Source organism: Haloferula helveola (assembly GCF_037076345.1).
GTDB classification, from domain to species: domain Bacteria; phylum Verrucomicrobiota; class Verrucomicrobiia; order Verrucomicrobiales; family Akkermansiaceae; genus Haloferula; species Haloferula helveola.
In genome coordinates this window covers 5,588,096-5,614,012 of sequence record NZ_AP024702.1, presented here as the reverse complement: position 1 = coordinate 5,614,012, position 25,917 = coordinate 5,588,096, and the positions used below count along the sequence as shown (strand labels likewise).

General features: G+C 62.3%; 23 protein-coding genes. 10 read left to right on the top strand and 13 right to left on the bottom strand.

The annotated features are described in order from the left end of the window. Window positions 1-12: 12 nt before the first annotated feature. Genes HAHE_RS21425 through HAHE_RS21415 form a run of 3 tightly spaced genes read left to right on the top strand, consistent with a single transcriptional unit; the run spans window position 13 to window position 2,650 of the window. Window positions 13-927: a histone deacetylase gene (locus tag HAHE_RS21425; protein WP_338687379.1), complete on the top strand. Its 915-nt coding sequence runs from the start codon at window positions 13-15 to the stop codon at window positions 925-927. A gap of 2 nt (window positions 928-929) precedes the next feature. Continuing rightward, window positions 930-1,862, top strand: coding sequence for a 2-dehydropantoate 2-reductase (locus HAHE_RS21420; protein ID WP_338687377.1), 933 nt, complete (start codon window positions 930-932; stop codon window positions 1,860-1,862). A gap of 44 nt (window positions 1,863-1,906) precedes the next feature. After that, on the top strand, window positions 1,907-2,650 hold the full coding sequence (locus tag HAHE_RS21415) for a purine-nucleoside phosphorylase (protein ID WP_338687375.1): 744 nt from the start codon (window positions 1,907-1,909) through the stop codon (window positions 2,648-2,650). Window positions 2,651-2,657: 7 nt separating this feature from the next. On the opposite strand, the gene HAHE_RS21410 is transcribed toward HAHE_RS21415, so the two are convergent. The 4 genes from HAHE_RS21410 to HAHE_RS21395 form a co-directional block, all read right to left on the bottom strand. Continuing rightward, a complete protein-coding gene (locus HAHE_RS21410; protein ID WP_338687373.1) occupies window positions 2,658-3,068 on the bottom strand; it encodes a Minf_1886 family protein in 411 nt (136 codons plus the stop codon). A 63-nt stretch (window positions 3,069-3,131) separates the two neighbouring features. Beyond that, window positions 3,132-3,857 (bottom strand): hypothetical protein, encoded by a 726-nt coding sequence (locus tag HAHE_RS21405; RefSeq protein ID WP_338687371.1) that lies wholly within the window; start codon window positions 3,855-3,857, stop codon window positions 3,132-3,134. 8 nt (window positions 3,858-3,865) lie between these two features. After that, the gene (miaA, locus tag HAHE_RS21400; protein WP_338687370.1) at window positions 3,866-4,798 is read right to left on the bottom strand and encodes a tRNA (adenosine(37)-N6)-dimethylallyltransferase MiaA; all 933 of its coding nucleotides are present in this window, start codon (window positions 4,796-4,798) and stop codon (window positions 3,866-3,868) included. Between the two features lie 72 nt (window positions 4,799-4,870). After that, window positions 4,871-5,785 carry an RNA-binding protein gene (locus tag HAHE_RS21395; RefSeq protein ID WP_338687368.1) on the bottom strand — a complete coding sequence of 305 codons (915 nt, stop codon included), beginning with the start codon at window positions 5,783-5,785 and terminating at the stop codon, window positions 4,871-4,873. 364 nt (window positions 5,786-6,149) lie between these two features. On the opposite strand from HAHE_RS21395, the gene HAHE_RS21390 reads away from it, so the two are divergent. The 3 genes from HAHE_RS21390 to HAHE_RS21380 all read left to right on the top strand — a co-directional run bounded on the left by HAHE_RS21390 (window position 6,150) and on the right by HAHE_RS21380 (window position 8,775). Then, window positions 6,150-7,079, top strand: a complete 930-nt coding sequence (locus HAHE_RS21390) for a D-alanyl-D-alanine carboxypeptidase family protein (RefSeq protein ID WP_338687366.1) — start codon at window positions 6,150-6,152, stop codon at window positions 7,077-7,079. Window positions 7,080-7,157: 78 nt separating this feature from the next. Further along, entirely contained in the window at window positions 7,158-8,231 is a 1,074-nt protein-coding gene (locus tag HAHE_RS21385) for an ATP-dependent 6-phosphofructokinase (RefSeq protein ID WP_338687364.1), read from the top strand. A gap of 58 nt (window positions 8,232-8,289) precedes the next feature. Next, a complete protein-coding gene (locus HAHE_RS21380; protein WP_338687363.1) occupies window positions 8,290-8,775 on the top strand; it encodes an Lrp/AsnC family transcriptional regulator in 486 nt (161 codons plus the stop codon). Between the two features lie 6 nt (window positions 8,776-8,781). Here HAHE_RS21380 and polA read toward each other — a convergent pair whose 3' ends face one another. Then, window positions 8,782-11,553: a DNA polymerase I gene (gene polA / locus HAHE_RS21375; protein ID WP_338687362.1), complete on the bottom strand. Its 2,772-nt coding sequence runs from the start codon at window positions 11,551-11,553 to the stop codon at window positions 8,782-8,784. Between the two features lie 112 nt (window positions 11,554-11,665). On the opposite strand from polA, the gene HAHE_RS21370 reads away from it, so the two are divergent. Then, on the top strand, window positions 11,666-12,511 hold the full coding sequence (locus HAHE_RS21370) for a hypothetical protein (protein WP_338687361.1): 846 nt from the start codon (window positions 11,666-11,668) through the stop codon (window positions 12,509-12,511). 12 nt (window positions 12,512-12,523) lie between these two features. Here HAHE_RS21370 and HAHE_RS21365 read toward each other — a convergent pair whose 3' ends face one another. Beyond that, a complete protein-coding gene (locus HAHE_RS21365; RefSeq protein WP_338687360.1) occupies window positions 12,524-14,002 on the bottom strand; it encodes a carboxypeptidase M32 in 1,479 nt (492 codons plus the stop codon). A 189-nt stretch (window positions 14,003-14,191) separates the two neighbouring features. On the opposite strand from HAHE_RS21365, the gene HAHE_RS21360 reads away from it, so the two are divergent. Continuing rightward, window positions 14,192-15,259 (top strand): vWA domain-containing protein, encoded by a 1,068-nt coding sequence (locus tag HAHE_RS21360; protein WP_338687359.1) that lies wholly within the window; start codon window positions 14,192-14,194, stop codon window positions 15,257-15,259. On the opposite strand, the gene HAHE_RS21355 is transcribed toward HAHE_RS21360, so the two are convergent. Beyond that, the gene (locus HAHE_RS21355) at window positions 15,260-16,300 is read right to left on the bottom strand and encodes an agmatine deiminase family protein (protein WP_338687358.1); all 1,041 of its coding nucleotides are present in this window, start codon (window positions 16,298-16,300) and stop codon (window positions 15,260-15,262) included. It abuts the gene before it with no gap. A 119-nt stretch (window positions 16,301-16,419) separates the two neighbouring features. Here HAHE_RS21355 and HAHE_RS21350 point away from each other — a divergent pair, with 119 nt between their 5' ends. After that, window positions 16,420-17,604, top strand: a complete 1,185-nt coding sequence (locus HAHE_RS21350; RefSeq protein WP_338687357.1) for a metallophosphoesterase — start codon at window positions 16,420-16,422, stop codon at window positions 17,602-17,604. A gap of 10 nt (window positions 17,605-17,614) precedes the next feature. Here HAHE_RS21350 and HAHE_RS21345 read toward each other — a convergent pair whose 3' ends face one another. The 5 genes from HAHE_RS21345 to HAHE_RS21325 form a co-directional block, all read right to left on the bottom strand. After that, a complete protein-coding gene (locus HAHE_RS21345) occupies window positions 17,615-18,571 on the bottom strand; it encodes a DMT family transporter (RefSeq protein ID WP_338687356.1) in 957 nt (318 codons plus the stop codon). Window positions 18,572-18,623: 52 nt separating this feature from the next. Next, window positions 18,624-19,481 carry a carbon-nitrogen hydrolase gene (locus HAHE_RS21340; RefSeq protein ID WP_338687355.1) on the bottom strand — a complete coding sequence of 286 codons (858 nt, stop codon included), beginning with the start codon at window positions 19,479-19,481 and terminating at the stop codon, window positions 18,624-18,626. Between the two features lie 54 nt (window positions 19,482-19,535). Next, window positions 19,536-19,979: a hypothetical protein gene (locus tag HAHE_RS21335; RefSeq protein WP_338687354.1), complete on the bottom strand. Its 444-nt coding sequence runs from the start codon at window positions 19,977-19,979 to the stop codon at window positions 19,536-19,538. A gap of 180 nt (window positions 19,980-20,159) precedes the next feature. Continuing rightward, window positions 20,160-21,086 (bottom strand): hypothetical protein, encoded by a 927-nt coding sequence (locus HAHE_RS21330; protein WP_338687353.1) that lies wholly within the window; start codon window positions 21,084-21,086, stop codon window positions 20,160-20,162. A 120-nt stretch (window positions 21,087-21,206) separates the two neighbouring features. Then, window positions 21,207-23,864 (bottom strand): CHAT domain-containing tetratricopeptide repeat protein, encoded by a 2,658-nt coding sequence (locus HAHE_RS21325; RefSeq protein ID WP_338687352.1) that lies wholly within the window; start codon window positions 23,862-23,864, stop codon window positions 21,207-21,209. A 544-nt stretch (window positions 23,865-24,408) separates the two neighbouring features. Between HAHE_RS21325 and HAHE_RS21320 the strand changes: the two genes are divergently transcribed. Next, window positions 24,409-25,506 carry a hypothetical protein gene (locus HAHE_RS21320; RefSeq protein ID WP_338687351.1) on the top strand — a complete coding sequence of 366 codons (1,098 nt, stop codon included), beginning with the start codon at window positions 24,409-24,411 and terminating at the stop codon, window positions 25,504-25,506. A gap of 145 nt (window positions 25,507-25,651) precedes the next feature. On the opposite strand, the gene HAHE_RS21315 is transcribed toward HAHE_RS21320, so the two are convergent. Next, window positions 25,652-25,894: a hypothetical protein gene (locus HAHE_RS21315; RefSeq protein ID WP_338687350.1), complete on the bottom strand. Its 243-nt coding sequence runs from the start codon at window positions 25,892-25,894 to the stop codon at window positions 25,652-25,654. Between the last annotated feature and the right edge of the window lie 23 nt (window positions 25,895-25,917).

Here is a 25,917-nt window from a genome sequence, read left to right as displayed (position 1 = left end):
CGGTGACCCCCGATGCGCTGCTTCTATTCCACCGAACTTGAGCTCGAGCTTCCCAAGGACCATCCGTTCCCGATGGAGAAGTTCCGCGTGTCGAAGGACATGCTGCTCGATGGCGGAATCCTGAAGCCCGAGGATATTGTCGAGGTTCCGGAAGTCGCTCCGCAGCTGCTCCGGAATGTACACGACATCCATTATCTCGACCGGATCTACCGCGGGCAACTCGACCCGAAGGAAGCCCTGCGGATCGGTCTTCCGGTGACTCCCAAGCTCTACCAACGCAGCGCGATCGAGGTGGAGGCGACCCGGCAGGCGTGTTACGCCGCGCTTGAGGAAGGCGTGGCCGTTTGCCTCGCCGGCGGCACCCACCACGCGTTCCATGAGCATGGCGAGGGCTACTGCGTTTTCAATGACGTGGCGGTTGCCATCCGCGACCTGCAGGCGAAGCGTCCGGGAATCCGGGTGATGGTGGTCGATACCGATGCCCACCAGGGCAACGGCACCGCCTCGATTCTTGCCGACGACCCGCGCGTCTTCACCTATTCGATCCACGTCGGTCGCAATTACCCGACGCTTAAGGTGAAGGGTTCCATGGACGTCGAAACCGTTCGCTACGTCGAAGGTGAGATGTATCTGAAACAGCTCTTCAGCACCTTGGCGGCGGCCTTGGATACGTTTTCGCCGGATCTGGTGATCTGGATTGCCGGTGCCGACAATCACAGCAACGACCGCTTCGGGCAGATGCACCTTTCGGTGAAGGATCTCCAGCGTCGCGATGAAGTGTTGCTCGGCGCATTCCTCCGCAACCGGGTGCCGGTCACGGTGCTCTACGGCGGAGGCTACAACCGTCAGACCGAGTTCACGGCCAAACTCCACCGCAACACGGTGGCGACCGCGAAGCGCCTGGCGACGGAGTATCGGGGAAGCTGAAGATGGCGGGTGTGTTGAACGGATCGGTGGCTCTGGTCGGGGCCGGGGCGGTGGGGTTGCATTACGGCGCGCGCCTGGCGCTGAATGGGGAGGACGTACGGTTCATGCTGCGTTCGGACTACGAGGTGGTGATGAAGGAGGGGATCCGGTTGGAAAGCGTCGACGGCAATGCGACGCTTCATCCGGCGCAGGGCTTCTCGGACGCATCTGAAATCGGACCGGTCGACTGGGTGATCGTGGCTTGGAAAGCGACGGCGAACGAACGCCTCGCGGAGGTTCTCAAGCCGATGCTTCATGAGCGAACCCAGGTGCTGACGTTGCAGAACGGGCTCGGGAATTGTGAGGCTCTGGCGGAGATCATCGGCCCGGAACGGGTGCTCGGGGGGCTTTGCTTCGTTTGTCTCAACCGGCTTTCCGAAGGCTACGTGCGGCACACCGCGGGCGGTAGGGTCACGATTGGCGAATGGCGACCCGAACCGGGGATCCCGAGGGCGACGCGGTTGGCTGCGGCTTTTGAGGCGGCGGGCGTGAAATGCGAGGCGGTCGAGGATCTCGAGCGGGCGCAGTGGCGCAAGCTGGTCTGGAACATTCCTTTCAATGGCCTGGCGATCGCGGAGGGAGGGGTCACCACCGATGTCCTGCTTGCCGATCCGGAGATTGAGCGGGAGGTAGAGGCTCTCATGCGGGAGGTGATCTCGGCAGCGAATGCCAAGGGCCTCTCGATCGACGAAGGCGTTGTGGATTTCGAGATTGGGCGGACCCGGCCGATGGGGCCATATCGGCCGTCGAGCATGATTGACTACGTCGAAGGGCGTGCCGTTGAGTATGAGGCGATCTGGGGTGAGCCACTGCGACAGGCGAAGGCTGCGGGGGTGCCGGTTCCGCGTTTGGAACACCTTGCCGGCCGAATTCGCGAAAAGATCGGGTCACGTTAGCCACTACTCGTAATGCACGTGACTCCGTGCTATCTTCAACTGCCATGAAGCCTTTGGGAATGGTGCTCGGATCCGGGCTCGGATCGCTGGTCGACCGGATGGAGGTCGACTCGTCGGTTCCGTTTGCGAAAGCGGGTCTGCCGGCGTCCGGAGTGCCCGGACACCAGGGCGAGTTCGTTCTCGGCTCGTTTGCCGGGCGGGAGGTGATCGTGATGCGGGGCAGGGTGCATCTTTACGAAGGTCACGATGCGAAGGCGGTGACGGCCGGGATTCGCTGGATGGCCGAGAACGGCATCGAGGGTGTGGTGCTAACCAACGCGGCAGGGAGCCTTGCTCCCGATCTGCCGCCGGGCTCGTGGATGAGGATCGACGACCAGCTGAACCTCACCGGGACGTCGCCCTTGGAAGGCGGGCCGAACTTCGTCGACATGAGCGAGATCTACGACGCGTGCTGGCGGCAGCAGATCACGGATGTGGCGGCTGCGAGGAAGCTCGAGCTCGGGGCGGGAGTCTATGCCGGACTACGGGGACCGCAGTACGAAACCCCGGCGGAAATCCGGATGCTCCGGTCGCTCGGCGCGACCGCGGTCGGCATGAGCACGGTGCTTGAGGCGATCCAGGCAAAGGCACTCGGCTTGCGGGTGGTCGGGCTGTCGTGTCTCACGAATTTCGCCGCGGGCATGCCCCAAGCCGTGCTGGACCATGGCGACGTGGTGGAGACGGGACGCGCCGCCGCGGCAGGAATGCTCGAAGTGCTGTCGGACTGGCTCGGTGGCCAAGGCGGCTGAGCCGGACTCAGTTCCGGTCGCTGGTTTCCAGCCGGCTCTTCGGAGTGAAGGGCAGGGTGAAGGCCTCGTGGAAGTCGTAGATGTCCTCGAAGTCTTCCAGCGTGTCCGAGTCCTGCTTGCCGAACATCTGCTCATCGATCAGCAGGAAAACCATCTCGCCGACGTTGCGGGTGTCCTGAAGCCCCCACTCGCTCATCAGGGTGCCGGCCATCGGGCCGAATTCCTGGAGGGCGAGATCGCGGAAGCCGATGAGGAGTTCCTTGCCGCTGACGTGGCGGGGTTGGCCGCCATTGCCTTCGGAGGCCCGCTTGAGCGTGAAATCGAGCGAGTCCTTGAGAAACAAGTAGGCCTGGGGATCGAAACGACGGTCCCGGCGCAGGATGTTCTCGATCGCGTGCTCGAATTGCGCGGTCTGCATGCGCCGACTTTGCCGTCGATCCCGTCGCCCGTCAAAGCTTGTTGGATCGCTGATTTACGTAGGTTAGTCGTCGGAATCCTCCTCCAGCCGACTCATCGACCAGCGGATTTCCTGCTCGCGTTCCGGGAACTTCGCAAGGATCCGTTTGAGGAGTTTGCGGGCCTTTTCCGTCTCGAAGCGCCCGCTTCCGAGCACGTAGATCGCCTGCTTCTGGAGGTCGCTGATGTGGTCCATCTCGTTCTTCAGTTCGAGCTCGCCGAGCGCGACCTTGGTGACAAACTTGAAGCTGCCCTCCTTGATGGCCATGGCGTCGCGGGACGCCAGGTCGATGTCACGCTCCGAAGCCCTTCCGGTTCCGGTCTGGGTGACCAGTTGGATCTCCTGCTCGTGGAGAGCGAAGCGGATCTTGTGCTCCTCGCCATCCTTCGGCTGGAAGCCGGGCACCCGGTAGAACGTTCCGGGCGCGATCGTCGGCGAGGCCATGTAGCTGTTGCCGCACCAGCTGTAGGCGTGCGGTTGGGCCCGGACCCACGTGCCGTCGGGTCGCATGATCTCAAGCTTGAGATAGATGTCGCCGTCTTGGGCGCCCAAGGGCAGCGGATCGTCGGTCCGGTTCACGAGGTATACCGGGATGCTGCCATCCTCACCGGGATGCTCGTAGTCGGCGTGGAGCGACACCGTCTTCTCAGCCGGTTTGATGCTGGGAGGAAGCTTGTCGAGAGGCTCTCCCACCTCGGCCGCCCGGAGTTGCAGGATGGCGAAACCGAGGGAGAGGAGCAGAGGCTTCATCACGAGGATCAACGATCCACCCCCGTGCCTTCTTGGGCATCTTGCAACAATTGGAGCGCTCGCTCGACGGGTGGGGGGGTATCCGGTTCCCAGCGCACCGGACGAAGCCACTGTTCACGGCGGAACCAGGTCTCCTGCCGCTTCGCATACTGGCGCGTGGCGGCTTCGATCAGATCAGCACACGTGTTCTTGTCGGTCCGGCCGGCGAGATGGTCCCGGATCTGGGGAATCCCGATCGCTTTCCCGAGCCCAGCGGCGTCTTCGGTCAGACTCGCGACCTCTTCGACCGCGCCGCCCTCCATCATCTGACGGGTCCGGAGTTCGATCCGACGGTGCAGATCCGGACGTTCCCGCTGAATGAAGATTCCGAGCAGGGATCGGTCGATCTCAGAGGTCCTTCGCTCCCAGCCGTCCCGTAGTTCGGAGCAGGGCCTCCCCGCGAGCAGGCAGATCTCGAGAGCACGGCTGACGTAGCGACGGTTCGTCAGGTTGGTGCGGGCGGCTTCGACGGGATCGAGTTCGGTCAGACGCGAGACCAGGACGTCGAGCGGTTCGGCATCGAGTTGGCCCCTCAGCTCGGTGTCGCCGGGTGGGAGGGGTGAGGGCCCGTGGGTGAGGAACTTCAGATAAAGGCCGGACCCTCCCGTCACGATCGGCGTGCGCCCTCGCGAGAGCACGTCTTCCAAAACCGGAAGAGCGAGATCCCGGTAGCGCATCGCGTCGCAGGTCTCCGCCGGATTGAGGACCGCATAAAGGTGGTGAGGAACTTCCGCCATTTCGGCGGGGCTTGGTGCGGCGGTGATCACCGGTGCGCCCCGGTAGAGCTGGAACGCATCGCCATTGATAACCTCACCATCGATGCGGCGCGCGAGTTCGATCGCGAGACTGCTTTTCCCCGACGCGGTCGGGCCGCAGAGGAAGACGGGACGATCGATGCGCATCGCGGGTCAGGAAATGAAAAACGCCCCGCTCGGGCAAGCCGGGCGGGGCGCGGGAATTATGGAAGCTCGGGGTTACTCAGCCTTCGGCTTTTCTTCCTCAGCCGATTCCTCGGCTGCGGGCGCTTCGGGCTCGGGTGCCGGCTCCGGAGTGGTTTCGGCAGCCGGTTCCGGTGCGGCTTCGGCGACCGGCTCTGGGGTCGTCTCGGCGACCGGTTCCGGAGTTTCCTCGACGGCTGCCGGTTCCGGGGCGGGAGCCTCGTCGACGATCTGCTGAACCGTCTTCTCCTCAGCCTTCGGCTCTTCGGTCTCGACCGGGCCTTCCGACTTGGCGCCGCTCACATCGAGCTTGCGGCCCATGAAGAACTGTTCGTGGAGCACTTCGACGGCGCGCTTGGCTTCATCGACATTGAGCATGTCCACAAATCCGTAGCCTTTCGAGCGATGGGTCTTGCGGTTGTAGACGATCTCGACGCGGCGGACCGTGCCGACGCCGCGGAACAGTTCCTCGAGGTCGCTCTCGGTGGCCTCGTAGGAGAGGTTGCCAAGATACAGGCGTTTGGTTTCGACATTGTCGGTCGAGATCGGCCCGCGGGTGTCCTCGGACTTCCGTTCTCTCTTCTGCTTCGGCTTGGAGGACTTCTTCGGGCCGTCGCTCTTCGGACCGTCCTCGGTCCGTGCATTGCGCGTGTTGGATTTCGGAGTGCGCGCTGGGGGCGTCGGCTCCTTGTAGAGTCCGATCGCCTTCAGCAGCTTCTGCCACCAGGTGAGCGGCTTTGGCTTGGGAGCGCGCCGGCGTTGGCGGTTACCTCCCTGACGGTTCCGACCACCGCCCTGGCGGTTGCCTCCCTGTTGGTTTCCGCCCTGCTTGGGGGCGTTTCCTTCGCGGTTTCCGCCTTGGCGGTTACGGTTGCGGTTTCTCCCTCCGCGGGAACGGCGGCGTCGCTGGCCTTCGCCGTTGCCCCGGTTTTCGGATGTTGCGTTCGACATGTTGTTGTTGTGTTGGTCGGGCCCTGCATCTGAGGTCGGCGGCGTGAAGTCTTGCGATCGTTTCGCGCCGGCTACCGGCCGGTTCTCCGTCGGGGCCCGCCGGCTTTTTGGTGCCGGGGAAAACCATCCTCTGCGTAGCGGGACGGATGATTCTCCAAAGGGCCGGGCGGCGGTTTGCAAGGAGGCCCGGTCTGGGTGGCGGCTTCCGACCCGGTGGGCCGGACAGCCGTTCGGGCGGCAGGCTACGGCAAGCCTTGGGCATGGCAAGGCGCGATTTGGTCCCCGCGGTGATTGGGATTGAGCGGAATGGGGGCGGCGGTAGAGTGTCGCCGTGACGAGGAAAATCGCGTGGATCCGAAGGGCTGTGGCGGCAATTTTTACGTTTTCGGCGGGTTTGGCGCCGGGAAATGAGGCCCTGATGGTGGTGGAAGCCCACTCGGGGAAGGTGCTCATTGCGACGAATTCGACGGTCAAGCGCCCGGTGGCGAGTCTGACAAAGGTCGCCACGGCGGTGCTGGTCGTGGATTGGGCCGAGGCGGCCGGGGTGGATGTCGCAACCCGTGAGGTCGTGGTGCCCGCGTCCGTCGCGCAACTTCCGGGAGCGAATCCCATGAAGTTGGTGCCTGGGGAGCGGATGAGCATGCTCGACGCCCTGAGTTCGGCGGTGATGGGTTCCGACAACGCGGCCGCGCTCACGCTGGCCGACCATGTGGGGCGTGAGTTCCTCGCCCGCAAGGGGCGCAGCGGGGATCCGGTGCAGGCATTCGTGGTGGAGATGAATCATCTCGCCGAAGCGTTGGAGATGGGGAAAACCAAGTTTACCAACCCTCACGGTCTGGAACTCCCGAGTAGTGTGGGTCTTTCGACGGCGGCCGACATCGCCAAGCTCTCGATCTATGCGATGCGCCGGCCCGGCTTCACTTTCATCAGTCGCCAGAAGGTGCGAGAGGTGACTGTCAACGGTGCCGAGGGGGCGCGGACCTTCAAGGTCAACAACACCAATGAACTCGTCTCGGAGACGATCATCGGTCTGAAAACCGGCACGACGCGGGCGGCGGGTGAGTGCTTGTCCGTCGCGGTTGAACGAGCCCCGCTTATCCGCCCGAAAGCCGATGGCAGCAAGGGAGTTACGCCCCGTCGCTTGATCGTGGTGCTTCTCAATTCCCCGGATCGCTTCGGCCGTGCCAAGGCACTGATTCCCCGGGGCTGGGCGATCTACGACGAATGGGTCCGCGGAGGAGCTGTGGTGGAGAATCGCAAGCGCGAGATCCTGAGTGTCCCGGATCCAAGGTAGGCCCGGCCTCCGGTAAAGTGGCACATATGCCGCTTTTTTGACTTACGCCCGGCGGTCGTTTCAGCCTAAGCCGGATTCATGCGGATCGGAATTCTCAACAGCGGCGGCGATTGCCCGGGACTCAACGCGGTCATTCACGGAGTCGTCGGAGCGGCGGACAATCTCGGCTGGGAGTGCATCGGCTTCAAGGACGGCTTCGAAGGCCTGCTTCCTCCGGGCGACTACAAGGTGCTCAACCCGAAGGACACGATCGGGATTCTCAAACTTGGCGGGACGATCCTCGGAACGACCAACAAGGGTCACTTTGCCGCGAAGGTCGGCAAAGGTGACATCGCCGAAGTTCCGGCCGAAATCGTTGCCAAGGCCAAGCGCACGCTCGACCAGCTCGAGATCCGGGCGCTGGTGGTCGTCGGTGGCGACGGCTCGCTTACGACTGCGCTGCAGCTTTACCGCGAAGGATGGCCGGTCATCGGGGTGCCGAAGACGATCGACAACGACCTCCGCGCGACCGCGATGACTTTCGGATTCGACAGTGCCGTGAGCACGGTCGTCGATGCCCTCGACCGCCTCCACACCACGGCGGAAAGCCACAAGCGCGTGATGGTCCTCGAGGTGATGGGCCGCCACGCCGGATGGATCGCCCTCTGGGGCGGTATCGCCGGTGGTGCGAACGTGATCCTGCTTCCCGAGATTCCGTTCAACCTCGAGAAGGTGGCCGATGTCATCAAACAACGCGATGCGCTCGGCGCGCACAGCACTTTGGTGGTGGTTGCCGAAGGCGCGACCATGCCCGATGGCGAGCTGGTCACCATTGCGGAGAACGCCGGCGGGGAGGTCCGCCTCGGCGGGGTCGGCGATGTGGTTGCGCACCGGTTGGAACAACTCACCGGCAAGGACACGCGTGCGTGCACGCTCGGTCACCTCCAGCGCGGTGGCGCTCCGACGGCGCTCGACCGGATTCTCGGCACGCGTTTCGGCGTGATGGCGGTGAAACTTGCGGAAGAGGGCCGCTTCGGCCGCATGGTCAGCTACCAGGCCTACCACGTGGACTCGGTTCCGATCGAGGAAGCGGTGAACCAACTGCGGGTGGTCGAGCCGGACGGCGAAATGGTCCAGGCGGCCAAGGCGGTCGGGATCTCGCTCGGCGAGTGATTCGATTTCGCCTCCCGGCCTTGCCCGGGACCGCGATTCAGGATATCCGGACTTTCCCATGTCGATCGACCCATTGCTCGCGCTGCTCCGCAGCAAGGCCCGCCACACCCACAAGGAACTCGGCGAGATCCTCTCGCTGACCGAAGATGAGGTCCGGGCGCGCATCGCGGATTGGGAGAACGACGGCACGATCGTCGGCTACCAGGCGGTGATCGATCCCGAGCGTGCCGGCGACCAGGACGTTTCGGCTTTCATCGAGGTGAAGCTCACACCTGAGCGGGGCGGGGGATTCGACCGTCTTGCGCTTCGCATCGCCCGTTTCGAGCAGGTCTCGAGCTGCTATCTGGCTAGCGGTGGATACGACCTCATGGTCGTCGTCGAGGGAACCGACCTGCGGGAGGTCGCGCGCTTTGTTTCCGAGCGACTGAGCACGATGGATGGCGTACTTTCCACGGCTACCCATTTCCGTCTGAAGACCTACAAGGAAAACGGTTTCCTCATCGAAGGGAATGACGAGCCGGAGCGGCTTGCGGTGACGCCCTGAACCGGTTCAGTGAGCCGCCAGCCAGTCGGGTCCGGAACCGTGCTCGACGAGAATCGGGACGCTGCCCGGAAGCGGTAGGGCCGACTCCATCAGGCCGATGATTTCGGGGACGAGTGTCGATTCCTCGTCGGGATCGAGGTCGAAGATCAGTTCGTCGTGAACCTGCAGCAGCATGCGGCTGCGGTAGTCTTTTTTCCGCAGCAGCGCATCGATCCGCACCATCGCGAGTTTGATCATGTCGGCAGCCGTGCCTTGGATCGGGGTATTGATGGCGGCGCGCTCGGCATTGCCGCGGATCGTCTGATTCGATGATCGGAGATCGGGAAAGCTGCGTCTTCGACCACCGAGCGTCGAGACGTGTCCGCTTTCCCTCGCTTCCTCGATCGTCCGGTCCATGAACTCGCGGATCGCCGGATACTGCGTGAAGTAGTTGTCGATGATTTCGGCCGCCTCGCCGCGGGGAATGCCGAGTCGTTGCGAGAGTCCGAAAGCGGAGATGCCGTAGATGATCCCGAAGTTCACCATCTTGGCTCCTCGTCGCTGGTCCTTGGTCACTTCGGCTTCGCTCACACCCCACACCTTCGCCGCGGTGGCCGTGTGAATGTCCTTCTGGTGACGGAACGCGTCGATCATCGACTCGTCGCCGGCGAGCGCGGCCATGATCCGCAGTTCGATCTGGGAATAGTCGCAGCTCAGCAGCGTGAATCCATCGCGCGGGACGAACGCCCGCCGAATCTCGCGTCCGTTGGCGGAGCGGACCGGGATGTTCTGCAGGTTCGGATCGGTCGATGCGAGCCGTCCGGTCGCCGCGACGAGCTGGTGGAAATGGGTGTGCACCCGACTGGTCTCCTGCTGGACGTGTCCGGGCAGCGCGTCGATGTAGGTCGACTTCAGTTTGGTCGCCTCGCGGTATTCGAGGATCGCGTCGATGATCGGGTGCAGGCCGGCGAGTGCCGAAAGTGTCTGCTCATCGGTCTTGTACTGACCCGTGCGGGTTTTCTTCGGCTTCTCGACCAAATTCAGTTCATCGAAGAGGATCTCGCCGAGCTGCTTCGGGGAGTTGAGGTTGAAGGGACGTCCGGCCTGGTCGGAGATGGACTTGGCGAGTTCGTCGATCCGGGCCTGGAGCTTGTTGCGGATCGAGTCGAGCGCCTCGGGGTCGAGGCGGATGCCTTCCATTTCCATCCGCACCAGCACGGGGAGCAGCGGAGCTTCCATGGTCTCGAAGACCTTCTCCAGGTCGTGGTCGGCCAGCGCCTTGCTCATCTTGCCGTAGAGCTGCCACGTCACGTCCGCATCCTCCGCGGCGTATTCCGCGAGCGCTTCGAGAGGGATCGATTCGATGTCGAGGTCCTTGCCGGGTTTCTTCTTCGCCGCGTGGCTGAACAGGTCGTCCTCGCCGCCGTTCTCGGGTTCAGGCACGATGTCGGCCAGTTTGACCGGCCGGTAGCCGAGCAGGGACTCGCTGAGATAGTCCATGCTGTGCTTCAGCTCGGGGCTCACGAGAGCATGGGCCAGCATCGTGTCGAAGAAGGGCCCTTCCACCGGAAGCCCGAGATGATGAAGTACGGAAAGGTCGTACTTCAGGTTGTGGCCGACCTTCAGCGCGCTGCCCGAAAAGACTTCGCGGAGCCGCTCATCAAGCGACGGATCATAGGGAAGATACCAACCCTCGTGGTCTTTCCACGAGAAAGCGATGCCGAGCAAGCGTGCCTCGAAGCGGTCGAGCGAGGTCGTTTCGATGTCGAAGCAAAACCGCTTGCCGGAGCCGAGTTTCTCGAAGAGTTCGTCGCGGTCCTTGTCGTCGCGAACCAGACGGTAGTCGTGGGCGACGTCGCTCAAGGTCCGGAACGTTTCCTGAAGCAAAGGCACCGAAGAGTCGTCGCCGGTGCCGCCCGATGGCGCGGCGTCTCCGTAAAGCCGTTTCGACAGGGATCGGAACTCGAACTCATTGAACAGCTCGCGCACTGCGTCGTCGTTACGATTGTCGAGGGAAAGGTCGTTCCAACCCACTTCGATCGGGACATCGGTGATGATGGTTGCGAGATCCTTGGAGAGCCGGGCCTGGTCGACGTTCGCTTCGACCTTTTCCTTCTGTTTGCCCTTCAGCTCGCCCGTCCGTGAAAGCAACCCTTCGAGCGAGCCGAACTGGGTGATCAGCTTCTGCGCGGTCTTCAGGCCGATGCCGGGGATGCCGGGAATGTTGTCGACCGCGTCGCCCATCATTCCGAGCAGATCGACGATCTTGGAAGGTTCGTCGACCCCCCAAATCTCCTCGAGTTTGTCGGGGCCGATGACTTCATGTTCGGACCCCTTCTTGCCGGGGCGCCACATGAAGGTGCTGGCCGAGATCAATTGGGCAAAATCCTTGTCCGGGGTGACCATGTAGGTCTCGAATCCGTCCTCCCGTTCGGCCCGCTTGGCGATCGTGCCGATGATGTCGTCGGCCTCGTAGCCGTCCAGTTCGAGCACCGGAAGATGGAAGGCGCGGCAGAGGCGCTTCACGTTCGGAATGGCGGCAGCGAGCTCCTCGGGCATGTCCTCGCGCTGTGCCTTGTATTCGGGGAACTTCTCGTGCCGTGGCGTGGGAGCCGAGGTGTCGAAGGCCACGCCAAGGTGAGTCGGCTTCTCGTTTTCGAGGATCGTCAGCAGGGTGTTGGTGAAGCCGTAGAGCGCCGACGTGTTGATTCCCTTGGAGTTCCGGATGGGATTCCGGATCAGGGCGAAGTGGGCGCGATAGACCAACGCCATTCCGTCGAGGAGATACAGCCGGGGCATGCGCCAAAGCTGAGCGGACCGGCCGGAGGGCGTCCAGAGGCATCCGCGGATTCTTGTCAGCCGCCGCAAAACTCTGGCAAAGATGAGAGTCAACTCTTACGTATCGGGCAGCATGAAACCCGTTCTCGCCTTCATTGGAATCGCCATCGCAGGAGCCGCCGGATACTGGCTCGAGCCGTCGATCCGCCCCACGTGGATTTCGGAGGCGAAGCCTGCGGAGCAAGGCAAGGCAGATGAAGGGCTTGCTGGCGGCGGTGGCGGCGGAGACACGGCACCTCCGGTGGAACCTCCCACACCTCCCGTCCCTCCGGTAAAGCCTCCGGTTGCCGCGGCGCCGGCGTGGGTGGCGGACCTCAAGCCGGACCAACTTCCGGAGAAGGTCACGCTCAAGCAGAAGGTTGAGTTTGCGGTCGCGGGATCCCCGGACCCGATGGTGATGCCCGCTGGCGCTCCTGTCACGCCGGTGCGGATCGAGCAGGGTGAACTGGTGGTCAGCCCTTTCGGCGGACCGATCGAAGGTCGCGTCGCCGTGATGGCAACCGATTTGGTCGAGCGATTGGGCAACAAGCCTCCAGCGGCCGAGCCGACGGTGGCCGTGACGGATCCGGAAATGACCCCGGAGCCGACCCCGACGCCCGATCCTGTGCCCACTCCCGAGCCGACCCCGGAACCCACACCGGCATCAACCGGCGGAGCCAAACTCGATGCCGAGCAAATCGTCAGCCTCATGCAGGAGAGCATCAAGGGTGGCCAGATCAAGGAGTTCACCTTCGATCAGGTGCTCGGCTGGAAGGCAGGCGAGGACGAGGAGCGCGACGGCAAGACTTACCAGACCGGTCTGGTGGCCTACAAGGCGGAGACCATCTTCGGCGTGAAGAACATCCAGGCGCAGGCGCTGATCGAGGACGGCAAGATCGTCCGCTGGATCTGGCCGAAAAGCGGGATGGAGATCCGCTGAGGTCCGCCCGGTTCAGCCGACGTAGCGTTTCCGAAGGTGCCGAAGGTGCGCTTCCGGACTCGGCTCGTTGCCGGTCGCGTCGCGGATGATTTCGTCCGGATCAAGAGTGCCTCCGTGGCAGTGAACCTTCTCACGTAGCCACGCGAGCAGGGGAGCGTAGTCGGAGCGGTCGATGCCGGTGGCAATATCCGGAACCGCCCGGGCCGCTTCGAAGAGCTGAGCGGCATTGAGATTGCCGAGGGAGTAGGTCGGGAAATAGCCCAGCCCGCCCATGGCCCAATGAATGTCCTGAAGGCATCCTTCGCGGTCATTCGGCGGTGTGATGCCGAAGCCGGCTTCGAAGCGCTCGTTCCATGCGGCGGGAACATCCTTCACCTGCAGGTCGCCTTGGACCAAACGGCGCTCCAGATCGAAGCGGAGCAGGATGTGCAGGTCGTAGGTCGCTTCGTCCGCTTCGACTCGGATGAAGGACTTTTCGGAGCGCTGGACGAAGCCCATGAAGGCATCGAGGCCGAATGCTTCAAGTTGGGGGAAGTGCTTGCAGGCGACCGGAAACCAGCGATCCCAGAAGGCACGGGAGCGCCCGATGTGGTTTTCCCACAGCCGTGACTGCGACTCGTGGATTCCAAGTGAAACGGCATCGCCCGCCGGTGTGCCGTAGTCCTCGGCTCTGAGTCCCTGCTCGTAGAGACCGTGTCCGGCTTCGTGCATCACCCCGAATAATGAGGAGGTGAAATCGTCGAGATCGTAGCGGGTGGTCAGCCGCACGTCGGCCGGTCCCAAGGTGGTGCAAAAGGGATGAGTGGTCGTGTCGATCCTCCCCATGGAGAAGTCGAATCCGAGCGCCTCGGCCACTTCGCGGTTGAATCGGGCCTGCGCCTCCTCCGGGTAGGGGCCGGCAGGCAACTCGACCGGATTGGCCGCAAACCGGTCGACCGCGGCTTGGCTGATCTCGCGCAGTTCGGATCCCATTCCTTCGAAGATCGAGGCGACCTTCGCAGTCGTGGCTCCGCGTTCGTAGGTCTCAAGGAGGGCGTCGTAGGGCTCGTCCGCGTAGCCCCAGAGCTCGGCCTTCTCCCGGGCAATGCCGACCAACTCCTCAAGTAGGGGAGCGAAACGCAAAAAATCGTCATGTTTCCGGGCGTCCGACCACACCTGTTTTGCCCTGGACGAGAGGCTTGAAGCCCTTTCGACGAGCTCGGTCGGGAGTCGTTGCTTCCGCTCGAACTGGCGGCGCATCTCCGTGAGATTGCGGGAGGCGCGGGAGTCCTCCTCGTCGCAATTGGCAAGCGCCTCTTCGATTGCCGACTTCCAAGCTTCCGAGGTCACCATCTCGTGATGGCGGCCAGAAAGCCACGAAAGCTGCTTTGCCCGCCACGGGCCTCCGTCGGGAGGCAGGTTGGTCTCCTGATCCCATCCGAGCACCGATGCTGCGGAGGAAACGGTCTCGGCCTCGCTGGCAAGGGCTTTCAGGCGCTCCATTGACGTCATGCCCCTTGGATAGGGGGCGCTGGCGCCGGCTGGCAAGGTCCGTGTCCTGCCGAATCCTGACAATTTTGGCTAACATTCCCCGGGTTTGGAACGTTTACGCCAATAGGGAGATGGCTTATTGTCGCCATACCACCGGGCTGTGGGCATTCGTGCACGCCGCCGGGTGACATTCCAAAGAACCCCATCGCCATGTCACGAGTATCCTTCCAATTCCTGGACGCCCAAGAAGCCAGAGTCCGCCACCAGCGGCGGGTGAGCACGATCACGAGCGTGCTGATCTCCCTTTTGGTTCTGGCACTCATGCTTCTGATTCTCGCCTTCATCTTCCTGCCGTCGCTGATGAAGGAGGATGTGACGATCGTCTCCTACGCCGCTTCGCAAGACCAGCAGGAGGAGATCAAGCAGAAGACGATGTCCCAGGTTCAGCGGAAGCCTTCCTCACCGTCCTCATCCGCAGCCAAGGTGATCGCGGCCAATGTGGTCTCGCCGACGGCGATTCCGGTGCCGGATCTCGAGGTCACCGAGCCTTCGATCGACTTCGGGAACGGAGATGACTTCGGCGAGGGATGGGGCAATGGCAGTGGCGACGGTATGGGCGGTGGCGGTACCACTTTCTTCCGCCAGCAGGTCTCGGCCCAGCGGATCTGTTACGTCATCGACTACTCCGCGTCGATGAGCGGTCAGCGGGACAAGCTGATGCGGCAGGAACTTGAGAAGTCGGTCGCGCAACTGAGCGTCGGAATGCAGTTCCAAATGATCTTCTTCGCGGGTCCGGCATGGGTCGCCGGCAGCGAAGTGAAGCTGAACGCCAAGAAGACCGGTGTCGTGAAGTTCGACGGCGACGAGTACAAATGGAAATCGCCGGGCAACGCCCATGTTTGGGATCCGGTCGGAAAACGTCTCAAGCCCGAGTGGATCTCGGGCGGTCCGAGTTCCCGGAACAAGGCGCTCGATCACGTTCGCGACACCCCTCTCGTTTGGGGTACCAACTGGGAGAACCCGCTCGATATGGCACTGGGAATGGATCCGGCGCCTCAGATCATCTTCTTCATGACCGATGGATCCGCAGGACCGGACTCGATGAAGACAGCGAAGTCGATCGGTGCGAAGGCCAAGTCCAAGGGGATCATCATCAATACCGTGGCGATGATGGACCCGAAGGCCGAAGCAGGCATGAAGGAGATGGCGAAGCGAACCGGCGGTCAGTTCTCCATCGTCCGGCCGGGCGGCAAGGTGGACATTATCCCCCTGAAGTGATCAGGCCGGCTGCTGCTGCGACAGGCAGTGCAGGGTTCCGCCTTCCTCCACCAGATCGAGACAGTCGATTCCATGGACTTCGCGGTCCGGGAAAAGCTCGCGGAGCAGTCCCAGCGCGTGGTCGTCGTTCCGCATTTGACGGAATGTGGGAACGAGCACGCCTCCATTCACGATCAGGAAATTGACGTAGGAAGCCGGTAAGACCGGAAGCCTCCAACCCGGGATTTCACATGGGTCGGGAAGGGGGATCTCGACGATGTCGAAAGGTCTGCCGTGCGGAGTTCTGAATTCGCGTAGCCGTGCCAGATTGTCTTCGAGGACGGTTCGGTTCGGACCTTCGGGCGCCGTGCAGGCCACGAGCGTGGTGGGTTCCACAAAGCGGGCGAGATCATCGATGTGGCCGTCGGTATCGTCGCCTTCGATCCCTTGCGAGAGCCACAGGACTTCGTTCACGCCGAGGATATCCCTCAAGCGTTCCTCAATCTGTTCCCGAGACAGATGCGGATTTCGGTTGGGATTCAGAAGCACGGCTTCGGTGGTGAGTAGCTGTCCGAGGCCGTTGATCTCAATCGCGCCACCTTCGAGAATCATACCTGCCTCGAAGCGGCGCAGGTCCAATGAGCGGGCGATCTGCGCCGGAATCGAGTTGTCCTTGTCCCACGGGGCGAACTTGCCGCCCCAAGCATTGAATTCCCAATCCGTGACGGCCACTTCACCAGTGGATTCGTTTCGCACGAACAGCGGCCCGTGGTCCCGGCACCAGACGTCGTCGTGGAGGTGATCGAAAAGCTCCACCCGCTCCGGAATCGCCTTGGCCTGATTGCAGGCCACCCGGATGGCGTCGTGTTCGGCTGCCGGCGCATTGACTCTGACGGGCTCGAAACGGGTGATCGCCGCAGCATACTCAGCGAACTTCGCCACGATGAGTGCGCGTTTGTTGCCACCCCAATGGCGGGGGTCCTCGACCGGCCACGAGAGCCAGACGGCGCACTGGGGCGACCATTCGGGAGGCATCGAGAATCCGAGGGAAGCGGGCGTCATCGGCGCGACTTTCTTCACTGGGACTCGGATTGTCGAATCGGGAGCATGAAATCATGGAAATGACGGGAAACCTCTCGAATTTGCTCAGAACACGACGGATTCGGGCGTATGGCTCTGCCATGAAGCGAAGGGGATTCTTGGGTATGGTGGCTGGCAGCGGAGTCGCGAGTGCCGCTGAAGCAGGGGCTGCGGCGAACGTTGATCGCTTGGCGAGAACCGCGGCGACGATCATGGCTCCGAGGGCGGATGGCGTTGAGGTCGTGTGGGCGGTAAACGGTTCATGCCTCGGACGGATCGAGTGGACGGGGCCTGAAGGCATCAAGGGATCGGCAGCCGCCGACGCGTTCGGCATGACGCCGCAGGGGAATGAGGTCCTGCGGGTCAGAATCGACGGCTGGAAACCGGGTTCGGAGTATCGGCTCCGCGCCGTGACCGAGTCCGCAGACCGGAAACGCGCGGAGGAAAGCGAATGGAAGGACTTTCGCACGCTCGACCCTGCCGCGGATTCGACATCGTTCGTGGTCTGGAACGATACCCACGAGAACCACGAGACGCTGAAAGCCCTGCACGAGGGGAGTCCCGGCGGAGACTTCATGATCTGGAACGGCGATACCTGCAACGACTGGCACAAGGAGGAGTGGCTGGTGCCGACACTGTTGGATCCGGCAGGTCAGGACTTCACCGCAGGTCGTCCGCTGATGCTGGTCTGGGGGAACCACGATGTCCGGGGACGGTGGGCCTATCGGGTTCCCGAGTTTGTCGCCACGCCCGCGAACAAGCCCTACTATGCCTTTCGTAGTGGTCCAGTAGCCGCCGTCTGTCTGCACACCGGTGAGGACAAGCCGGATGCGCACCCGAGTTTTGGCGGGCGAGTGGCCTTCGAGAGGCTTCGGGAGGAGCAGGCCGCCTGGCTCGAGGAGGTGACCGCCAGCCCCGGGTTCAGGGAGGCTCCCTATCGGGTGGTGTTCTGCCACATTCCGCTTCGATGGACGACCGAACGTGTGATTGAGCGTTCTGCCTACGGAAACGGAAGCTACGATTACTATAGTAAATTCAGCCGCGATCTTTGGCACGATGCATTGGTGAAGTGGGGTGCCCAGGTCGTGGTGTCGGGGCACACCCACCAGGTAGCGTGGATGCCCGGGAACGATGACTTTCCCTATGCCCAGCTCACCGGTGGAGGTCCGCAGCCGGACCGGGCCACTTGGATCGAGGGGAAGGCCGACGGCAAGTCCCTCAGTCTAGTGGTCAAAGGGCTTAACGGCGAAGAACTGCAGAACGCTTCGTTCAAACCGCTTCGGTGAAGTCGATGGGCTAAGGGGCAGGAGCGACCGCTGGCTTGTGCGGACGCGCTTTCCACTGCATCAGGACGTTGGCGATCACGATTAATCCGCCGCCGGTCAGCATTTGGAGGGTGATCGTTTCATTGCCGTATTCAATGCCAGCCATGGCGGCGAGCGGAGCGGGCAGGAAGATGGCGTAGGCTGCTGCAAAGACCGGCTCGGTCGTGTAGATGAGCCCTGCTTCGGTCGCGCTCACGCGTCGCTGCCAGGTGTTCATCAGCAGGAAGGCTCCGATCGAACAAAATACGGCCAGAGCCACCACCATGGTTGCGGCAGGCCATGAGGCGCCCGCGGTAATGATGGCTCCCGGGGTGGGCGCCGTGAACCAGACGACCGGGAGAAAGATCACCGCGATGGCAAGGCACATGACGAGAGTGACCGGTCGGCCACGATTCGTCGCGAATCGTGGATGGTCGAGTGTCAGGATCTGGAAGGTGAAGGCGAATGCCGCCAGCAGAGTCGCGGTTTCACCCGGGCCCAGCTTCAGTTGGTCGGGCTTCAGTCCCGCCAGAATCGCACCTCCGGCGACTACGAGTAGGGTGGCGAGAAGGGTTCTTCCTGCCGGCGTACGCCTGAACTTCAGGCAGGCGATCAGTGGCAGGATCACGCAGTAGGCTTGCGTCAGGAAGGCCGAAGTCGATGCGTCGGTCCGGGTCAGTCCCCAAGCTTGGAGCACCATTCCGAGGCCGCCCCAGAACCCCAGTAGGATGCCTTGCCGAAGTTCGGCGGAGGAGACTTTCGGCATCCGCAGGACGAAAGGCAGGAGCAGGAGTCCCGCGACGAGGAAACGTGCGACCTGTAGCCAAGCGGCGAGAAAGGCCGAGCCGGCATCGTCCATCCGCGTCGCCTGCTCAAACTGGATGGCCTTGATGACCGGAAAGCTGAGGCCCCAGAGGGCGCACGCCAGAATGAGAAAGAAGGCGGGCACGAGCAATTGGATGGAAGCGGGCTCCGGGACGAGGGGTGGGCCGAAACTCGGCTCAGTGCCTCCAGCGTTTCGTCAGATCGCCGTAAGCATCGATCCGGCGGTCCCTGAAGAACGGCCAGATGCGGCGAAAGTCCTCCACCTGTCCGAGATCGAGGTCGTGAATCAGAATCTCCTCCTGATCGGAGGACGCCTTGGCGACGAGTTCTCCGTAAGGGTTGGCGACAAACGATTGTCCCCAGAACTCGGTTTCGCCCTCGGTCCCGACACGATTTACCGCAGCGAGGAAGCAGCCGTTGGCCACCGCGTGACCGCGTTGCACGGTTTCCCATGCAGAGTGCTGGGCGGCTCCGAGCGCTTCCTTTTCGGATGGCAGCCAACCGATCGCAGTGGGGTAGAGAAGAATCTCGGCTCCACCAAGAGCCATCAGTCTGGCCGCTTCCGGATACCATTGGTCCCAACAGATGAGCACACCGATCTTGCCGAACCGGGTTTCCCAAACCGGCCAGTCGGTGTCGCCCGGCGTGAAGTAGAACTTTTCCTCGAATCCCGGATCCTGCGGGATGTGGCTCTTGCGGTATTGGCCGAGCATACGGCCGTCGGCGTCGTGAACGACGGCGGTGTTGTGGAACAGCCCCGGACCCCGCTGCTCGAACAGAGACGAGACGATGACGACTCCGAGTTCGCCGGCGAGCTTCCCGAGCTGGTCCGTGGTCTCGCATGGGATCGGATCGGCGAGATCGAACAGGGACGGATCCTCTGTGATGCAGAAGTAGGGCGTCAGGAAGAGCTCCTGGGTCACAATGATCTGGGCTCCTTGCGCAGCGGCATCACGGATCAGTGTTTCGTGATGCGAAAAGGCTTCCCGTTTGCTCGGGAAGCCTTTCGATTGAAGCAGGGCGAGTCGCGGCATGCACCGAATTTGCACGGCGTCTTGCCTGAGGTCCAACGCGGATTCGCGGCTGAATCAGAGGTGTAGCACGGCCTCGCTGATCGCGTCCGCGAGCATGGCCAGCGATTCGGGAATCGTGTCGGAATAGACGACTTCTCCGTTCTCGCTGTGGCTGCGGATGATGGAGTGCTTGAAGTCGAGAATCACCTTCGGGCCTTCGAGGCTCATGGCCGCACCGTAGTCGCCAACGGAGATCAGCGAGCCGGGCTCGATGTCGGTCGAGCTTTTCAGGAAGTTGGGAAGTTCCGCCGGTCCGTCGATGAGGACGATCCGAACAGGGGCTTCAACTGAACCCGGAGTGCCCCGGAAGGAGTGGGAGTCACCGCCGCCCATCTGACGCAAAGTCGGGCCGGCGATGGCAAGGACAAGAATGATGGCGGCCGCCATGCCGAAAGCAGGCGTTTCGAGCATGCTCCGCAGACGGCGGAACAGCGTGAACTGGCGGGGGGCTTCGATCACGATCTTGCGGGTGGAAAATCGCTGATTCAGATCGTCGAGGAGTCCGGAGGGGACAGCGGGGGCGGGTTCGGAGGCCCTAAGGCGCAAACTGCCGGCAAGCATTTGCCGCGTTTTCTCCAAGTGGGGTGGAACTTCAATTTCCATGGCTATCTTCCCAATCGTAATGATCAGGCCTCGTTTTCAATTAATCAGAGTTTTCCGAATTTTTTCCAAAGCGGCCTGGAGCTGCTCATTGAGGACCCGACGCTTGGTCGAGGCTGAGGCCTTGGACTTGAGGCCGTGGCGGGCGCAGAAGCTGGCGTCGCCAATCAGCTCCTGAATCGTCGCGGTTTGAGCAACGTAGACCGTGTAGATGAGCTCCCATTCGGTCGGGGAGAGAGCCTCGCGGCATTCGGCGTAGATGTTCTCAAAAGTCGGGTTGTCCGGATCTGCGGACGGATCGCGAAACTGAACCGGCCGATCCTCGTCCTCGGTCAGGGCGTCGATGCTGGCCCCTTCATTGGGACGATTCTTCAGGGTACCGCGCTTCCGCTGCCAGTCGATCGCCCGGAATCCGACGATTCTCATGTGGAGGGGGATCAACTCCTCGAATACCGTCGGATCAAGGATGGGTGCCCGCTGGTCGCCCTTTCGCTCACGGGCAAGTTCCATCAGGGAGTCGTTGAAGACCTCCTCGGCATCGTGGCCGCTGATGCCCTTTCGCTGCAGGGTTCTGAGCGCTAAAGGCTTCAGAAGGCTCGGAAGGTGATTCCATTCGCGGTCCTGAAATCCCCGGGCCTCGTCGCACCTTTGGAGCCGGTCGAGGTCCAAGTTCCGGTCATAGCGACGGTCTTCGGGGTCATGGTGGAGCTGGGGGTCGGCGTCCTTGCGGCGCTTTTGTGCCACAAGTTCCCGGGTGGCCTGACCCGCCTCCTCAAGAGCACGGGCGGTAAAATCCGCCTCATTGGTGAAGCTGGACATATCCAGCGAAACATTCCGAATGGCCTGCTCGGCGATTCGGGATGCTTCTTCCTCGGTAATCAGAACACCTTCGACAGGCCGGCGGGCTCGGGACCAACAGGCCTGCCAGCAGCGTTCCAACTGCTTGGGGTGGACAGCGGGGGACATGGCTGGGACGCGGCCATGAAAATCTAAAAATTATGAGAAATCAAGTATTCAATTTAGACTAAACACTCGGACTTTCGTTCAAATTTCGGCGACGTTTTCCAGAAAGCACCAAAATTCAGCCTAATCTGGCCTGCGGTCAGGGCTTTGGGATCCCGGGGATTCCGAGCGTTTGCCAAGCATGCGTGCCGCCGCAAACAGTAGAAGCGGGAGAGCTGCGGCCAGAATCCACCAGTTGGGGCCGTCATCCGCCCGCTCGATGGCTGATCCGGTTCGAAGGGGGTGATTTTGGGTCAAAACAAACGGGGCGTAACGCAAAACCGAGAGCTCGAAGTTGTCGGAGTCAACGGGTTCCAGCATCTCGCTCTGCGCTTGCCAGAGCGACTGTCCGGGGCGGTCCGATCGACTCGCCAGTTGATAGAAGCGTTCCATGAACTCAGGCGTCGACTGGTCGGAGATGGGCCACAGGGCAACCGCGACTTCCCTCGCTCCGGCAATCGCGAAGGCCCTCTTGAGTCCGAGAATGCCTTCTCCGTTGATCGGGGTTCCGGATCCCGAGTCACACGACGAAAGGGTGACCAACCGTGTTCCATGGAGAGGTAGGGCGGCGATCTCTGTGGGAAAGAGCAGGTCGTCGCCGGGGTTCGAGCGGCGGCCGTCGGCTTGGTGTAGGGCGCCCCGGTGCAGAACCAGCCCGCTGGACTGGAAGAGTTGGGAATTCTCGTCGAAGTCGAGAGGGGCTTCGGAGTCTGCGGCGCCGTTGCCCAGGTAGAAGGCGTGGCACCCGAGGTGCAGTACGCCTGGCGGGCTTGGCAGTTTTGCGATGGCCATCTCGGTCGCCTCCGAGTCGCTGAGGAAGATGGACTCGCCGGGAGCTTCCTTTTTGAGGGCCCGCGCTTCCTGCTTGGTGCCCGGCATGGGTTCGAGACTCGCGAGGAGTTGCATCAGGAGGTCGGGCTGCTTGGAAGGGGTAGGGCGTGGGAAATCGGAAATGGTGAGGACGGCCCAAGGTGATTCGGACAGGGGTTCCAGTTTGTCACCCGGGAGAAGATCACGGCCGCTGGTGACCTGCGTCAGCTGGAGATACTTCCGGCACAGGAGTCGATTGTCCTCATCGACCAATGCCGAGAATGGAATGAAGTGGACCGCTCCATCAGGTGAGATTGCCAGGTGTTCGGTCCCGGCCGGGAGTGCCTGCTCGATCGGAGCCCAGAACCTCCGGTGCATGGATTTCAGAACGCCGGCCATCTTGAGTGGCGGGGGCGGGGGGCTTTCGCCGGCAAGGATGGCGGAGTTCCAGTTGATTCGCCTTCGGAAGGCGTCAAGCCAGCGGTGCAGGTCATCCGCTGTGCCGAGTTCGATCCACCGCGGAGACTGATGGGGTGTCAGGAGGATCGCTCCGTAGCGGGTTGTGGCATCTTCTCCGAAGTCACTGTAGCGGCAAAAGTCGACAAAAGCAGTGTCGGGCGGAAGTTGGTCGCGAATATCGGTCCAAGTCGGAGTCGTCGTTTGCTCGACGGTTGAGATCATCGCGTCAAGGAGCCTGGCTTTACTAGCGAGCAGGAGATTCGCGATCGCTTCGGGGTCTCCGATCGCACACGGCAGGGAGACGAGGTCGAATCGCTCAAGGAAGTTGAGGCGCTCCCGTTCGCTTCCGGATTCAATCAGCCGGTTCAGAATCGCGAGGCCGGTTTTTGTGGCGGCCCGGGCAAGTTCCGGGGCGTCCGGTGAACCTTCGAGCAGCGCGTTGATGGCGAGGTTCCTTTCGATCTCCGCCGCTCTCAGGTGAGTGGGCGGAAGGTATCTGTGCTGCAGTTCGGCGGCGATCTCGAGTTCGGCCCGCGCTTCTTCGAACTGGCCGGTCTTCTGGAATGCAACTCCGAGATTGTTGTGAACGCCGATCAGGCCGGGATGGTCCGTGCCGAGGCTCGCTTGCAGCATCTCCTTGGCATGGGTGAAGGAAGCGATCGCGGCTTCCGGAAAGCCGAGGGCGAGGGACAAGGCTCCGAAGTTGTTCTGATAGGGAGCGGCGAGTAATGGCCGGTCTTCCAGCAGCTCTCGCGCTTCCTTGGCGATCGCCTCGCTCTCCGCAATCGCTTCGTCGACCCGCCCGAGGCGGAACTTGGCGAGCGCTTGCTGGCTGCGCAGGGAGAACCTCAGTTCGGGGTCGGAGAATTCAAGATCAAGGGCGCTGCGGAATGTCGACACCGCCTTCGCGTGGCTGCCAAGATTGTGTTGGAGGCGGCCGAGGTGGCCGAGCAACCTGGCTCGTCCGGCGAGGTCGGATTTGGGAAGTAGCTCAAGCGCTTCTTCAAGGAGCGCTCCCCCCTCCGGATATTCGCCCTGTACCAGAAGATTGAGGGCCAGGTGGTCGAGGGTCGCGGCGAGTGAGGCCCGATTGTCGGGGTGTCTGCGCCGCTCGGCGAGCACCTCGCGAAGGACGGCTTCGGAGCGGATCACCTCACCCTCGTCCTGAAGGGCGATGGCAAGCGCTTCGCGAGCGTCGGCCAACAGCTCCGGCCCATGAATTTCCAGGAGCGCACATGCCTCTTCCAAGTGGGCCACGGCATCCGCGGGCATCCCCAGTTGGCGCTCGACGATTCCGAGCGCGTGAAGGGTGGAGCCGAGCGCCTGCCCGGTTTCGGCGTCGGGATTGGTGGCCCAGGCGTCGCGCCACTCCTCCACGAGGTCCTCCAGTTCCGCCTCCGCAGCGACCGGATCCGAGAGATCCAGAGCGGCCAACGGGCCCGCAAGCAGGAGAATCAGGATAAGGAACCGCATGTCGACAGCGCCGGAAGCTCGGGAGAACGCCGAATTCCCGAATAAGATGAAGTTTTTCAGGAATTTTGGAAATCAGTAAATTCAGGCGCGATTGGAAGGGTGATGATCGGAACAATCGCAAACTGCGAAAAGTCAATCACCAGCACTTCGGGGGGAGTGCGGGGGATCGGCGCCCGGTTCCGGACATTCCACTGCAGATCGCTCGGTTTTCCTGGGGGGAACCGCGTCGGATTCCGTGCGTATCGGGTCGGGGGGCCTGAAACGTCCGGTGGCCGCCGCCATGCCGAGTCGATCGCTGCCGGAGAGGTCGAAGCCCGTCGGGGGACGGGCCGACCCGACCGGACTCTTTCCTGTTTTCAACATCGGTTGCCGTCCACTGGAGGCTATCGTGTTCAGTGAATCGGCCGATGCCCGCAAAATTCTGGGGGGAACCAGCGGGCATCGGCCGAATTTCATCAAAGAAACTTCATATTTCTAAAAATTTCTTCCCATTTGGCTAGTTTTACTTAAATTTTAGCACTGCTGTCCCACCTCTCCCTCACCCATGAAACCCGCCGCTGTCCCACTAGGCGTGGTATCATTCGGTCTCTGTGCCGCATGGTTGCCCGCGCAAGGTCCCGTCTTGTCCACGCCCGGCACCGCCACGTGGGAAACCTTTGATACTCCGACCGGGACGAAGACCGTCTTCACGATCAGCGACGATACCGTCTTCAACTGGGACACGCTGAATCTGGATACCGGCAGCGAGCTGGTCTTCGACTTCGTCGGTGGCGAGTCGGTCACCAACTACCTCGGCGGTAGCTCGACCAATTTCATCAACGGCGACGTGACCTCCAACGGTATCGTCGGTTTCTTCTCGCCCCATTCCGACCTGATCGTGAACGGGAACATCACCGCCAAAGGGGTGACGCTTTCCTCGCTAGGTGCGGATGCGATCGATTTCATCGACGGCGGCAGCCTGAGCCTGCTCGCCGCTTCGGCCACGGCTGACGTGCGCATCGGTGGCAACATCCGTGCGACCGATGGCGATGTGCTGATCGCCGGCAATCTGGTCTCGGTGAAATCCGGCGCCACGATCGAGGCGACCAACCGCGTGATGGTGGCCGGCGGCCAGGAAGCGGTGGTGGCCGGGTCGGGTGACCGCCGCCTTTCGGTGATCGGGGATAGTGGTTTTGTGCTGCTTCTCGGCGAAACCCGCGCGAGCCGCATCGAGGTCTCGGCCGGATCGGAGATCATCAATCGCGGCGTCCTCGGCGAGGGCAACAATCGTGTCTTTCTCGAGGTTAACAGTGACACTGGGACAATTACTAATGAATCGAGCGGCCTGATTGTCAACGACGCGGTCTTCGACGGTCTGTTCGAAAATGGGGGAATCCTTTTTGGCCTCCACACCGACAACGCGCCGTCCGCGGTCAGCGATGCGACCCTCAAGATCCCGACCCTCAAGCGTCCCGACGGCAGCCGCGTCAGCGACTCACGCACCGTCAGCTACAGCGCCCCGATGAACGCCACCGGCGACGCCGCCCGCGATCGCAAAAAGCCCGCCAAGACCGTCGCCCGCCGCGATACCAGCAACTCCATCCTGAGTCGTGCCTCGTTCTTCGGTTTCCGAGGAGGTTCGGCGAAGGGGAAGAAGGATTGAACTCCACTACTGCGATCCCTTCGAGATGGCTGTAGGGGGTATCCTGAGATTGAAAAAGCGTGCGTAGGTATTGACCTTGCTCCGGCTTCTTATTGAGAACGGCACATCAAAACCTTCGGCAAGAAAGGCCTGAGCCGGCATCGGGCTAGGAGATTGTTGCTGAAAATCCGCGTTCCGCCAAGAATGCAAGGATGGCGGTTATGGCAGCATCGATTCTGTCCTCCGATGCGGCAGCGCCCTCAAGTCGCTGGAAATTGGAGGCCAGAGGGTTCGGGTTCACAATAACATGTTTCGGGGTGCCGTGCTTGAAGTCGTAGGTGAACACCATGGCCCCCTCGTCATCAGTTGCCCCGAGGCAATTCGCGAGCTCGAGGAATTCAATCTTCATGATAGTTGAATCGTAGGTGGGAG